Genomic DNA, 11,809 nt, shown 5'->3' on the forward strand with positions numbered 1-11,809 from the left:
ACTTGGTATTTTGTTATGTTCAACCGAGGGCGGCGTGGTTACGGTGCATCACCATCACGCTTTGTTCGGCAATTTTTTGTCTCTGCTGGTCGACCAGGTCCTGCAAGGACACAGAATCCAGATAATCGACCATTTTTTCGTTGAGCGTGGACCACAATTCATGCGTCATGCAGCGCGCCCCCGTGGCCGCGTCGGCGCCGTGGCAATGTTCCTTGCCGCCGCACTGCGTGGCATCGAGCGGCTCGTCGACGGCGATGATGATGTCGGCCACCGTCACCTTGTCGGCACGGCGCGCCAGGCTGTAACCGCCGCCCGGGCCGCGGATCGATTCGACGATCTCATGGCGGCGCAGCTTGCCGAACAGCTGCTCCAGGTAGGACAGGGAAATCGACTGGCGCTGGCTGATGCCGGACAAGGTGACCGGTCCCTTGCCCTGGCGCAGGGCAAGATCAATCATCGCTGTCACGGCAAAACGGCCTTTTGTAGTCAGACGCATACATCCTCTGGTCAACTGGTTTAAAATATTGCGGTTTTTCAACTCCTCAAACCCTGAGTAGTTGAATGATTTAGTCAAGTATAACAAATTCGGCGGGGTTTGTCAGAGCGCCCCTCGATGACCACAGGGCTGGCAGGGGCATGGCCGGCCGCGCCAGGCGCGGCGGCATCAGGAAAACAACAATACTGCTCAGGCACGCAGAGCGCTGCGTACTTTCATTAACTCAAACCCCAGCAGGTTCAAGCCGTCCCAGCGGGCCGGATCGCCGATGCGCGGATTGTCCGACGCCAGGCCCACGCCCCAGATGCGGTCGACGGGACTGGCTTCGACGATGACGCGCTCGCCCGTGCCCAGCAAGAACTTGCGCAGCGCGGCTTTTTGCGAGAACTTGGCGAAGTTGCCATCGAAGACGATGCCCGCGCGCGCCGCCTCCCACGCCCTGGCGTCAAAATTGGCCACTTCGCGCCCCAGCTTCTTCACTTCCGACGGCCGGGCGGCCGCCACGATGCGCGCCTGCACGGCCGTGTCGCCGAACAGGGCCGCCTTTTGCGCCATCATGTAGTGCTCGGCCGTGGCATACGTCACGCCAGCGAGGCTGAACGGCGACGGAAACCACTGGCTGAAGCAGCTTTTGTCGGGCACCTGCGGCTGCGCCGGCGTGTGGCCCCAGAAATACAGATAGTCGGGCTCGCCGCCCGCCGCGATCCACGCCTTCAATTCTTCCACGTTACTGATTTGCATATTCCCCGCACTTCCGCCAGACAGGCGATGATTCAAGCTCAAGCACGCAACAGTTGCATCGGCCCAAACAGGGCCTGCATGTCGCTGTTGCCGATAAAGGACAGATTATACGGATGTTCCGCCGTCACCTGCGGCAAGGCTGCCGCCACCGGCAAGCGTTTGATGAGCTCGGCAATCTTGCCCCACAGCACCAGTTGCGGCAAGGCCGCCCCACCCTGCAGCGCCAGCGCTTCCAGCACCACCTGCAGGAAAGGCAGCCAGCCGCGCGCATCCTGCACGGGCGGCACGTGGGTACGGAATACCAGCGCCGCGTTGAGCAGCAAGAAGCCCTGCTCCGTCATCTTGCGCTGCAAGTCGGGCAGGGTCTGGATCACGCCGCTACCCGGCAGCTGCGCGGCGGCCGCCACGGGCGCCATGGCCACGCCGGACGTGTCGCCAGCCTGCAGCTGGCCATCGGCCACCAGCAGCATCTTCATGAAGTTGCGCAAGGAGGTGGCGCGGTTGACGGGTTTCGACAGGCCCGTCGCCGACCATAAGCTGCCGACGGCGCCATCCATGAAGCACACGCCCGTGGCGCTGTCGGCGCGCGGATACGGCCCCTCGCCCACCAGCACGTAGCGCACCCGCGCCAGCGGCAGGGCAAAGGCGGCGAACAGCCGGCCCTGCGTGGGCAGATAATCGTCGGCAGCCAGCGCCGGCAGGTAGGCGGGATCGGCCGCCATCACGGCGTGCAAGCCGCGCAGCAGGGCGGGACGCCAGGAAGCATGCGCCAGGGACAGGGCATCGGTGATGCTGGCAGGAACGGTTGTTGCGGTCATGGCGCGTCAGTAAAATATTTGGGCAAACGCAAATTGTAGCCTACCGGCAAGCAGGCATTGACTGCAAAAAATCAATTCCGCATAAAAAAGCCCCGGCCTGCATGCTGGCCGGGGCGGCTTACGTTTGATGCGGCTCAAACTTACTCGGCGTCAGGCTGCTGCGACGGATGTGCGGCGGCAAACGCCGGCAAGCCGGCGCAATGCGCGTGGATGCGCACCACGCGCGGGTAAGGCGCCAGGTCGATGGCGAAGCGCTGCGCATTGAATACCTGCGGTACCAGGCAGCAGTCGGCCATCGTCGGGCTGTCGCCATGACAGAACAGGCCAACTCCGGCCGGATCGCCCTGCGCCAGCAGCGCTTCCACGGCCGCCAGTCCCTCGGCCATCCAGTGGCGGTACCATTCCTGCTTGGCCTCGTCCGACAGCCCCAGGGTGTTTTTCAGGTATTTCAGCACGCGCAGATTCGTCAACGGATGGGCGTCGCAGGCGATCGCCAGCGCCAGCGCGCGCACGCGGGCGCGTCCCAGCGCATCCGCCGGCAGCAGCGGCACGGCTGGCCGCGTCTCGTCGAGGTATTCGAGCATGGCCAGCGACTGCGTCAGGATGGCGTCCTCGTCGTCGAGCGCCGGCACCAGGGCCGACGGGTTGACGGCGCGGTAGGCCGGCAGCAGCTGCTGGCCGCCGTCCTGCAGCAGGTGCACGGGGATGCTGTCGTAGGCGATACCCTTCAAATTCAAGGCAATGCGCACGCGGTAGGCGGCCGAACTGCGGAAATAGGTGTACAGCTTCATGGGGCGCCCTCCCCTCAGGCGCGGCCGGCGTACAGGGCCACGGTTTGCTCGATGCTGCCGAAGATGCTGGCGCCCGCCGCGTCGCGCATCTCGATGCGCACCGTGTCGCCGAACTTCAGGTACGCCGTCTTGGGCGCGCCGTGTTCGATGGTTTCATACATGCGCACTTCGGCCAGGCAGCAGTAACCCACGCCGCCGTTTTCGATGCTGGAGCCGAACAGGTTGCCCTGCTTGTTCGACACGGTGCCCGAGCCGACGATGCTGCCGGCGCCCAGTTCGCGTGTCTTCGCCGCATGGGCGACGAGCTGCGCAAAATTGAAGGTCATGTCTTCGCCCGCATTTGGTTTACCGAACGGTTTGTCGTTCAAGTCCACCAGCAGCGGCAGGTGCAATTTGCTGTCCGCCCAGTCGGCACCCAGTTCGTCGGGCGTGACGGCGACGGGCGAAAACGCGCTGGCCGCCTTCGACTGGAAGAAACCGAAACCCTTGGCCAGTTCGCCCGGGATCAGGTTGCGCAAGGAGACATCGTTGACGAGCATGACCAGGCGGATCGCTTTCGCCGCGTCGTCCACGCCGGCGCCCATGGCCACGTCGCCCGTGATCACCGCCACTTCCGCCTCCAGGTCGATGCCCCACTCTTCCGACAGGGCGAAGATGGGGTCGCGCGGCCCGATAAAACTATCGGAGCCGCCCTGGTACATCAGCGGGTCCGTGTAGAACGAGGCCGGCACTTCCGCGTTGCGCGCCTTGCGCACCAGTTCCACGTGGTTGATGTAGGCCGAACCGTCGGCCCACTGGTAGGCGCGCGGCAGCGGCGAGTGGCACAGATTGGCATCAAACGGCTGCGCGTCCGGCGCCTGGCCCGCGTTCAGGGCCGCGTAGGCGGTTTCGAGCTTGGGCGCCACAGCGTCCCAGTTGTCGAGCGCCGCCTGCAGGGTGGGGGCGATGGCGGCCACGCGCTGGTACTGGTGCAGGTCGCGGCTGACGACGATCAGGGCGCCGTCGCGGCTGCCGTTTTTCAGGGTTGCGAGTTTCATGGAGTGTGTTCCTTGTTAGGCGTAGTGTTCAGATGGATGCCGTGGGCGGCGCTCAGGCTTCGGCCGGCGCGTGCATCCAGGCGGCGTGCTTCGGCGCGCGGCGCGTCTGCGACCATTCTTCCAGCATTTCCCATTTGACGGCGTCCAGTTTGGCCATCATCTCGGGCGTGCCCACGTTGGCCGCCAGTTCCAGGCGGTGGCCGTTGGGGTCGAAGAAATAGATCGACTGGAAGATGGCGTGGTTCACCGGGCCAAGCACCTCGATGCCGGCGGCCACCAGGCGCTCCTTGGCGGCCAGCAGTTCCTCCATGCTGCCCACTTCCAGCGCCAGGTGCTGCACCCAGGCCGGGGTATTGCGGTCGCGGTCCATCGGCGGCTGCGTCGGCAGCTCAAAGAAGGCCAGCACATTGCCCTGGCCCGCGTCGAGGAAGACGTGCATGTACGGGTCCGGCGCCTTGGTCGACGGCACCAGGTCTTCGGCGATGGCGAGGACGAAATTCATGTTCAAATGCTTGACGTACCACTCGACGGTTTTCTTCGCGTCGATGCAGCGGTAGGCGACGTGGTGGATTTGCTTGATCTTCATGGTGTTTGTCTCCGATGGATGGCGGGTTTTTCAGCTTTTCACCATTAGAATCGAGTTACAGCTATCATACAAACAATTTTTAACCATCGATTTATCGGATTATCTTATGAGTCCCAGCCTGCGACAGATGCGCGCCTTCGTGGCGCTGGCCAAGACCGGCAGTTTTACCCTGGCCGCCGAATACCTGCACGTGACGCAGTCCGCCTTGAGCGGCTTGATCAAGGAACTGGAAAGCGTGCTGGGCGTGCGCGTGGTCGAGCGCAGCACGCGCAAGACGCAGCTGTCGGAAATCGGCCGCGAACTGTATCCGCTGTTTGAAAAGATGATCGAGGACCTCGACGGCGCCATGGCCGGCATCGCCCAGCGCAAGGCCCTGAAGACGGGCCTGGTGCGCATCGCCGCGCCGCAGATGATGGCGTGCACCCTGCTGCCGGAAGTGATCGCCGCCTACCGCCAGGCGCACCCGGAGGTGCAGCTGCGCCTGGTCGACTGCCCCGTGGAAAACGTGTCGGCGCGCGTCTTCAGCGGCGAAGTCGATTTCGGCATCGGCCCCGAGCGCGATCCGACGGCGGAAATCGCCGCGCAAGTGCTGTTCGAGATGCCCTTCGTACTGGTCTTCCCCGAGCAGCATCCGCTGCAGCAGAAAGAGCGCGTCACCTGGGCCGACGTGGGCGACTATCCGTTCATCTCGCTGCAGGGGCAATTTACGGAACGCCTGCTGCGCGACATGCACGGCGCGTTCCGCGAACTGTCGCTCAATCCCTATAACGAAGTGACCTTCATGACGACGGCGCTGGCCATGGTCAGCGCCAACCTCGGCATCACGGTCTGCCTGCCGTACGCGGAGCCGATGGTCAAACTCTACAAATTGCACATGCGCACCCTGCACGAGCCGGAACTGACGCGGCGCTTTTTCGTCTACACGAAGACGGGGCGTTCGCTGTCGCCGGCCGCCGAAAGCTTCATGGCCTTCCTGTTCCGCTTTGTCGAGACGCACGAGTGGAACGTGGGAGCGGGCGGCGGCACGGCCCGCGAGGCGCTGTCGGCCGGCGGCCCGGCCGGCGCCCCTTTATAATGGCGCATCGCCCCTTATCCACTTGCACCATGACCCAGCCTGACCAGCACGCCCTGTCTGCCACCGACGCCGCTACCATCGCCATCAACCAGCGCATGAACAAATTCGACGGCCATGAGCAGGTCTGGCTGTTCGGCTACGGCTCGCTGATCTACAAGGCGGACTTCCCCTATATCGAACGGCGCCCCGCCAGCATCGAAGGCTGGACGCGGCGCTTCTGGCAAGGTTCGCACGATCACCGGGGCACGCCGATGGCGCCGGGCCGGGTCGCCACCATCGTGCCGCAGGCGGGCGCCGTGTGCGACGGCATGGCGTATCTGATCACGCCCGAAGTCTTCGCCCACCTCGACCACCGCGAAAAAAACGGCTACCTGCGCCTGGCCACCGACATCACTTTCGACGATGGCAGCAAGGTCGAAGGCCTGGTGTACATCGCCAACGAGGAAAACGCCGCCTTCCTCGGTGCCGCCACGGAACTCGATATCGCGCGCCAGATCGCCCGATCAAACGGCCCCAGCGGTCCGAACAGTGAGTACCTGCTGCACCTGGCCAGTGCCCTGCGCGAACTGGGCAAGAGCGATCCGCACGTTTTTGCCATCGAGCAACATCTGGCGCAGATGCAAGCACAGGATAATGCCCACGATAGCACCGCAACGCCCTCCGGCGCCTGAGGTAGCCTGAGGTAGCCTGAGTCTAGCCTCTGCCTCCGCGTTTCCGGACGGCGGCGCCACTTCCGGCAAGCGACGGCACTCCTCCCAGCCGCAGACCAGCCTCGCCCGCATTGCTGCCCATGAGCGCAGCCCTGCGGCATCAGCGGTGACGCCGGTTTAACTTAAAACAAATCCAGCTGCCCCGCATTGCCTTTTTTTACTTTTGCACCCAGCGGCGGCACCACCAGCGGCCGGCGGAATTGCGTGCAATCGAGCTGCTTGAAGCGGCCGCCCTTGCCGTGCAGCCCCAGCCGGTGCACGGCCTTTTCAAAGCGCTGGCGGATGAGGTCAGCCCACACCCCCTCGCCGCGCATGCGCGCGCCGAACGCGCTGTCGTAATCCTTGCCGCCACGCATTTCGCGCACCCGGTTCATCACGCGCTGGGCACGCTCCGGAAAGTGCGCTTCCAGCCATTGCTGGAACAAGGGGCTCACTTCCCACGGCAGGCGCAGCACCACGTAATGGGCGTGGATGGCGCCCGCGTCGCGCACGGCTTCGAGCAACTGCTCGATTTCCGGCTCCGTCACGAACGGGATGATGGGCGCGATGCTCACACCCACGGGAATACCCGCCTCCGTCAGGGTGCGGATGGTGCGCAGGCGCCGCGCCGGGGCGGCCGCGCGCGGCTCCAGGGTGCGCGCGATGGCCGGGTCCAGCGTCGTGACAGTGACGGCCACGGCCGCCAGGCGCCTGGCCGCCATGGGCGCCAGTATGTCGATATCGCGCTCGATCAGCGATGACTTCGTGATCAGCGCCACGGGGTGGTCGCATTCGTGCAGCACTTCCAGCACGCGCCGCGTCAGCTGCCGTTCGCGTTCGCACGGCTGATACGCATCGGTATTGACGCCCAGGGCGATCGGTTCGGGCACATACGACGGCTTGGCCAGTTCGCGCCGCAACAGTTCGGGGGCGTTCACCTTGGCGTAGATGCGGCTTTCGAAATCCAGGCCCGGCGACAGGCCCATATAGCTGTGCGTGGGGCGGGCAAAGCAATAAATACAGCCATGTTCACACCCCCGGTACGGGTTCAGCGACACGTTGAAGGGCAAATCGGGCGAAGCGTTGCGCGTGAGAATGGTGCGCGCCTGTTCGTCGCTGACCTGCGTCTTCCATCCCGGCGCCGCCTCTTCCCCAGGCGCCTCGTCCAGGCCGCCCACGCTCCAGCCGTCATCGAAACCGGCGCGCGCATGCGTCTCGTGGCGCCCCTGCAAGTTCGAGATGGCCCCGCGCCCCTTTTGCGCTTTCAGCGATTGCGGCGGCAACATGGCTTGCCCGGCGAAGCTGTCATCGTGCTCTGGAATGATTGCTTTCATGAACGGCCCCATCAACTGTATATACGTACAGTATACTATGCCGCTGTGCGGCCAAGATCAAGGGCTACCGTGCTGTCGTTTCAAGCTTTTTCGCCATGCGGCATGACATAACTCAACTGCTGCGCCACAAAGCCGTCAAATGCCGTGATCAAGGGAACGAAGCGGGAAGCGTCCTGCTCCAACTGCATCAGGGCATAGCACGTCGCTTCCAGGGTCGATAACTGGTCTGGCGCATGCGCCTTGCGGATCAGATAATGGGAAGCGGGTGTATCGCGCAGCGGCAGGCGCGGCAGCTGTTGCAACAGGGGATTCAGATACAGCATCTTGCGGCTCTTGCGCCAGGTGGCGTCCAGCACCACCAGCCGCAATTGGCTCGAAAATCGGGCCGGATCGAGCAAGATGGACGGGTCGAGCGCTGGCGGCGGCGCGATGCCCAGCGAACGGTCGCCTGGCGTATCCGGGTACAGCAGCACATTGTGCTTGTCGGCCAGCAGTTCAGCGAGAGCCTCAGGGGCAAACTGTTCGCCCGTCAGCAGGCGGCTGTTGGGCAGGCTCAGATGCAGCAAGCGGGCGCTGCCCTTGGCGTTGTGGACTTCCAGCGGATGCTGGAGGATCAGCACGTCCACGGCGTGGGCGACGGGGGCAGTCCAGCGACAAATGCAGCTGGACGCAGCGCGCAGGCAAACCGGGCAGCGTGCGCGTTTGGCGGGTTCAGCCTGGAAGGAGGATGCGGCGCCAGGGCTGGCGATCGCGCTGGAAATAGAGCGGGAGGTACGGCGGGTGGTCATGGCGGAGCGCGTTCGCGGCTGTCTTCAAGCCGCGATTGTAGCGCCCACGCCATGCCAAGGGAAAGCTGCGCTTAAAACTCTTCCCAGTCGTCGGCACCGGATGCCACCGTCGTCTTCGGCGCGCGTGCGCGCACAGCGTCCGCTTGCGCCGCCTTGCCCGGCGCAGGCGCGGCCGCGGCGGGTGCCGGCGCACGGTGCTTGGCTGGCTGCACGGCCGGTCGCGTGGCAGTTTTCCCTCCTTGTGCCGACGCCGTCACGGACGGGCCAGCACTGGCCGAAACATAGCGCTGTGTGGCATCGAGCTTGAACACGCCCACCACGTCGGCCAGCTTGGCTGCCTGTTCCTGCATGGATTCGGCCGCCGCCGCCGCTTCTTCCACGAGGGCCGCGTTTTGCTGCGTTACCTGATCCATCTGGCCGATGGCCCGGTTGACTTGTTCGATGCCGGTGCGCTGCTCATCGCTGGCGTCGGTGATCTGGTTCATGATCTGCGTCACGTGGCTGATGCTTTGCACGATCTCGTCCATGGTGCGGCCCGCCTTGTCCACCAGTTGCGAACCGGCCTCGACCTTTTGCACGGAATCGTCGATCAAGCCCTTGATTTCCTTGGCCGCCGCGCTGGAGCGCTGCGCCAGGTTGCGCACCTCGGAGGCCACGACGGCAAAACCACGGCCCTGCTCGCCGGCGCGGGCCGCTTCGACGGCCGCGTTCAGGGCCAGGATATTCGTCTGGAAGGCGATGGCGTCGATGACGCTGATGATGTCGACGATCTTGCGCGAGGAATCGTTGATCGAGCCCATGGTGCTGACCACTTCCGAGACCACCACGCCGCCCTTGCTGGCGATCTGCGAGGCGTCGATGGCCAGCTGGTTGGCGCTGCGCGCATTGTCGGCGTTGAGTTTCACGGTGGAGGTCAGCTCTTCCATGGACGATGCCGTCTCTTCCAGCGAACTGGCCTGCTCTTCCGTGCGCGACGACAGGTCCAGGTTGCCGGCCGCGATTTCGCTCGACGCCGTGCTGATCGATTCGGTGCCGGCGCGCACCTGGCCCACGATACTGACCAGTTTATCGTTCATGTTTTTCAGCGCGTGCATCAATTGCCCCGTCTCATCGCGGCTTTCCACGACGATATGGCTGGTCAGGTCGCCGGCGGAAACGGCTTGCGCCACCTCGACTGCACGCGTGATGGGACGCGTGATCGAGCGCGTGATCCAGTAGGCGCAGGCAATGCCCAGCAAGATGGCCACCACGCCCAGCGAGATCAGCAGCAGACGGCCGTTTTCGTAGCGCGAACGGATTTGCGCAGCCGTTTCATCGAGCAATTTGGCTTCCAGCAGTTCCAGCTTCTTCAACGACGCCAGGTAGATGTCGCGCTTGGCGACCATGTCGCCTTCGTACAGGCGCTTGCCCAATTCCAGATCGCCCGCATTCTTGGCCTTGAACACATTCTTGCGTACTTCCGTGTAAGCCTTGCGCGTGCTCAGCACCTCCTGGTACAGCGATTGCTCTTCGGCATTCAGCTCGCTTTTGCCGATAGCGTTCTGAATTTCCGTGGCGCGTGCCGACGAGACGGCCATTTCCTGTTCAAACTGCTTCTGGTGTTCGGGATCGCCGACTTTCCAGGCCGCCGCCGTGCGCGCCGCGTTCACCTCGATGACCTTGGTCCATTCACCAATCAGGCGCTCGTTGCGCACCTTGACGTTGACCAGCGCATCGGTTTCCTTGCTGGCGCTTTGCATCTGCACGATGCCCACCACGGTCAGGGTCGTCAACAGGAGCAGGACGGCGGCAAAACCGCCACCGAGACGTACGCCGATTTTGAGGTTTTTCATTGCGTGATTCCTATCTGAAAAAAACAATGCACAGACGCCACGAAACCGACCTGCTGCTACGTATCAATATAGCAGGCATCTGCCGTGCGGCAATCACGAGCGGCGACGCAATGGCAGGCGCGTCACCAGAATGGCAGCACGCCGCAGCGCACCACTTTGGAGCAGATTGTGAGTGAATCAGAGTGGTATTGCAAGAAATAACATGCAGAAAAGCAACAGCCAGAAGACGGTTTGCCGCCACGAACGGGCGGCAGGCAAGCAAGGTCAGTTTTGCTTCACATAGATCAATTTTGATGTATCGAAACCCAAGCCGCCGGCTTTCTCGATCAAACGCCGCTGCAAGGCAGGATCCATGGTGGGCGTGCGCGACAGCAACCAGAAGTAGGACTTGTCGGGGCCGCTGATCATGGAATAGCTGTAATCTTGCTGGTCCAAATCAAACACGATGTAGGAACCATAGAAGGGCCCGAAAAACGACACTTTCAGGTAGCCGACGTCTTTCTTGTCGACGAAATACGCCTTGCCTTCCGCTTCCTTCCACTTCGCGTCCGCATCCTGGTAGCCGCGGTTGAGCACTTTCAGGCCGCCATCCTGGCGCAGGCTGTAGTCGGCCGTCACGTGGCTCAGGCCCCGCTCGAACGAGTGGTCGAGGCGCGCGATCTCATACCATTTGCCCAGATAACGGGTCGTGTCGAAATTGCTGACAGGTACAATATTCTCGGGCCGGCCTACGCAGCCGGCCAGCACGAGCACACATAGCAATAATATTCTTTTCATGTTTTTCTCCATCGGGTTGAATCAGTCAGGGCAGCAGCGCGCGGTCCAGGATGCGGCGGATTGCGCCATTGGCTTGCATGCGCACGATGGCGGCATTGAATTGTTCTATAAAGTCATCGCGATAAGGGTAGGCGGCAGGCCGGCGCTCCGTAAAACCCAGGTGGCCCTGCTGGCTGGCCAGCTGCGCGGTTTCCTGTATCGCTTGCATCGGCGTGCCCGGCGCACCCTCGCGCCGGATGCGCTGCAATTCCCACTGCGCCGACAGGCGGTCGCTGACATAGCAATCGATACGCCCGCGCATCAGCTTGAGCAGATTCGTGCGCGTGCCCTTGGCCGTATCGAACACGATGCTGGCCGCTTGCAGGGCTGCCGTCTGTTGCGCATCGCCCAGCAAAAAACCCGCGTTCACGCCGATGTGCAGGCCGCCGTAATCGGCGGGCCACTGCCGCAGCGTGCGCTTCGCCAGCACGTCCTGGTTGCACAGCACCACCAGCTGCTCCATCAGCAACGGCACGGAATAGCGCACGTACGGCCGCTCGCTGCGCCACGAATACGGCGGATACAGGGCAAACGCCTCGCCTGTCTGCAGCATCAGCACGCCCCGTTTCCACGGCACGGGACGCAGTTGCACCGCATATTGCGGCATCGATTGCACGGCTTCGCGCACGATCTCCGTGTAGATGCCTTTCAGCTGGCCGTTGTCGACGTAGGAGTACGGCGGATAATCGTCGTCGCCATAGATCACCAGCGGCGTCGCCCCCTCCGCCCGCGCACTGGCAGCGAGGAACAGGCATAGCGCGGCAGGCAGGATGAACATTCTGGACATGCCGGAAGATTAGCATGGA

General features: G+C 63.4%; 13 protein-coding genes. 2 read left to right on the top strand and 11 right to left on the bottom strand.

The window, feature by feature from the left end; genetic code table 11:
- Positions 1-19: 19 nt before the first annotated feature.
- From iscR to JAB4_RS21580, 6 genes are all read right to left on the bottom strand, one after another.
- Complete coding sequence (iscR, locus tag JAB4_RS21555; protein WP_034779566.1) at positions 20-496, bottom strand: Fe-S cluster assembly transcriptional regulator IscR; 477 nt, start codon at positions 494-496, stop codon at positions 20-22.
- 189 nt (positions 497-685) lie between these two features.
- The gene (locus JAB4_RS21560) at positions 686-1,237 is read right to left on the bottom strand and encodes an NADAR family protein (RefSeq protein ID WP_070224139.1); all 552 of its coding nucleotides are present in this window, start codon (positions 1,235-1,237) and stop codon (positions 686-688) included.
- Between the two features lie 38 nt (positions 1,238-1,275).
- A complete protein-coding gene (locus JAB4_RS21565) occupies positions 1,276-2,055 on the bottom strand; it encodes a uracil-DNA glycosylase (RefSeq protein WP_070224140.1) in 780 nt (259 codons plus the stop codon).
- 140 nt (positions 2,056-2,195) lie between these two features.
- Positions 2,196-2,846 carry a maleylacetoacetate isomerase gene (gene maiA / locus JAB4_RS21570; RefSeq protein ID WP_070224141.1) on the bottom strand — a complete coding sequence of 217 codons (651 nt, stop codon included), beginning with the start codon at positions 2,844-2,846 and terminating at the stop codon, positions 2,196-2,198.
- A gap of 14 nt (positions 2,847-2,860) precedes the next feature.
- Positions 2,861-3,883, bottom strand: a complete 1,023-nt coding sequence (locus tag JAB4_RS21575) for a fumarylacetoacetate hydrolase family protein (protein ID WP_070224142.1) — start codon at positions 3,881-3,883, stop codon at positions 2,861-2,863.
- 52 nt (positions 3,884-3,935) lie between these two features.
- Positions 3,936-4,469 carry a VOC family protein gene (locus tag JAB4_RS21580; RefSeq protein WP_070224143.1) on the bottom strand — a complete coding sequence of 178 codons (534 nt, stop codon included), beginning with the start codon at positions 4,467-4,469 and terminating at the stop codon, positions 3,936-3,938.
- A gap of 106 nt (positions 4,470-4,575) precedes the next feature.
- Between JAB4_RS21580 and JAB4_RS21585 the strand changes: the two genes are divergently transcribed.
- Both JAB4_RS21585 and JAB4_RS21590 read left to right on the top strand, forming a co-directional pair.
- Positions 4,576-5,544 (top strand): LysR family transcriptional regulator, encoded by a 969-nt coding sequence (locus JAB4_RS21585; protein WP_070224144.1) that lies wholly within the window; start codon positions 4,576-4,578, stop codon positions 5,542-5,544.
- Positions 5,545-5,573: 29 nt separating this feature from the next.
- On the top strand, positions 5,574-6,215 hold the full coding sequence (locus JAB4_RS21590) for a gamma-glutamylcyclotransferase (protein ID WP_070224145.1): 642 nt from the start codon (positions 5,574-5,576) through the stop codon (positions 6,213-6,215).
- A gap of 161 nt (positions 6,216-6,376) precedes the next feature.
- Here JAB4_RS21590 and JAB4_RS21595 read toward each other — a convergent pair whose 3' ends face one another.
- The 5 genes from JAB4_RS21595 to JAB4_RS21615 form a co-directional block, all read right to left on the bottom strand.
- Complete coding sequence (locus JAB4_RS21595; protein WP_070224186.1) at positions 6,377-7,519, bottom strand: PA0069 family radical SAM protein; 1,143 nt, start codon at positions 7,517-7,519, stop codon at positions 6,377-6,379.
- Between the two features lie 128 nt (positions 7,520-7,647).
- Positions 7,648-8,355, bottom strand: a complete 708-nt coding sequence (locus JAB4_RS21600) for a tRNA-uridine aminocarboxypropyltransferase (RefSeq protein ID WP_083286951.1) — start codon at positions 8,353-8,355, stop codon at positions 7,648-7,650.
- 71 nt (positions 8,356-8,426) lie between these two features.
- Complete coding sequence (locus tag JAB4_RS21605; protein ID WP_070224146.1) at positions 8,427-10,187, bottom strand: methyl-accepting chemotaxis protein; 1,761 nt, start codon at positions 10,185-10,187, stop codon at positions 8,427-8,429.
- 264 nt (positions 10,188-10,451) lie between these two features.
- Positions 10,452-10,964, bottom strand: a complete 513-nt coding sequence (locus JAB4_RS21610; protein ID WP_070224147.1) for a lipocalin family protein — start codon at positions 10,962-10,964, stop codon at positions 10,452-10,454.
- Between the two features lie 25 nt (positions 10,965-10,989).
- Positions 10,990-11,790 (bottom strand): ABC transporter substrate-binding protein, encoded by an 801-nt coding sequence (locus JAB4_RS21615; protein WP_070224148.1) that lies wholly within the window; start codon positions 11,788-11,790, stop codon positions 10,990-10,992.
- Positions 11,791-11,809: the final 19 nt, after the last annotated feature.

This window comes from Janthinobacterium sp. HH102 (genome assembly GCF_001758625.2).
Lineage (GTDB): Bacteria > Pseudomonadota > Gammaproteobacteria > Burkholderiales > Burkholderiaceae_D > Janthinobacterium.

Bases quoted from the DNA above. Each gene is read 5' to 3' on its own strand.
- JAB4_RS21580 (WP_070224143.1), bottom strand. From the start codon at position 4,469: ATGAAGATCAAGCAAATCCACCACGTCGCCTACCGCTGCATCGACGCG.
- JAB4_RS21590 (WP_070224145.1), top strand. From the start codon at position 5,574: ATGACCCAGCCTGACCAGCACGCCCTGTCTGCCACCGACGCCGCTACC.
- JAB4_RS21605 (WP_070224146.1), bottom strand. From the start codon at position 10,187: ATGAAAAACCTCAAAATCGGCGTACGTCTCGGTGGCGGTTTTGCCGCC.
- JAB4_RS21600 (WP_083286951.1), bottom strand. From the start codon at position 8,355: ATGACCACCCGCCGTACCTCCCGCTCTATTTCCAGCGCGATCGCCAGC.
- JAB4_RS21595 (WP_070224186.1), bottom strand. From the start codon at position 7,519: ATGTTGCCGCCGCAATCGCTGAAAGCGCAAAAGGGGCGCGGGGCCATC.
- JAB4_RS21575 (WP_070224142.1), bottom strand. From the start codon at position 3,883: ATGAAACTCGCAACCCTGAAAAACGGCAGCCGCGACGGCGCCCTGATC.
- JAB4_RS21560 (WP_070224139.1), bottom strand. From the start codon at position 1,237: ATGCAAATCAGTAACGTGGAAGAATTGAAGGCGTGGATCGCGGCGGGC.
- JAB4_RS21615 (WP_070224148.1), bottom strand. From the start codon at position 11,790: ATGTCCAGAATGTTCATCCTGCCTGCCGCGCTATGCCTGTTCCTCGCT.
- iscR (WP_034779566.1), bottom strand. From the start codon at position 496: ATGCGTCTGACTACAAAAGGCCGTTTTGCCGTGACAGCGATGATTGAT.
- maiA (WP_070224141.1), bottom strand. From the start codon at position 2,846: ATGAAGCTGTACACCTATTTCCGCAGTTCGGCCGCCTACCGCGTGCGC.
- JAB4_RS21565 (WP_070224140.1), bottom strand. From the start codon at position 2,055: ATGACCGCAACAACCGTTCCTGCCAGCATCACCGATGCCCTGTCCCTG.
- JAB4_RS21585 (WP_070224144.1), top strand. From the start codon at position 4,576: ATGAGTCCCAGCCTGCGACAGATGCGCGCCTTCGTGGCGCTGGCCAAG.
- JAB4_RS21610 (WP_070224147.1), bottom strand. From the start codon at position 10,964: ATGAAAAGAATATTATTGCTATGTGTGCTCGTGCTGGCCGGCTGCGTA.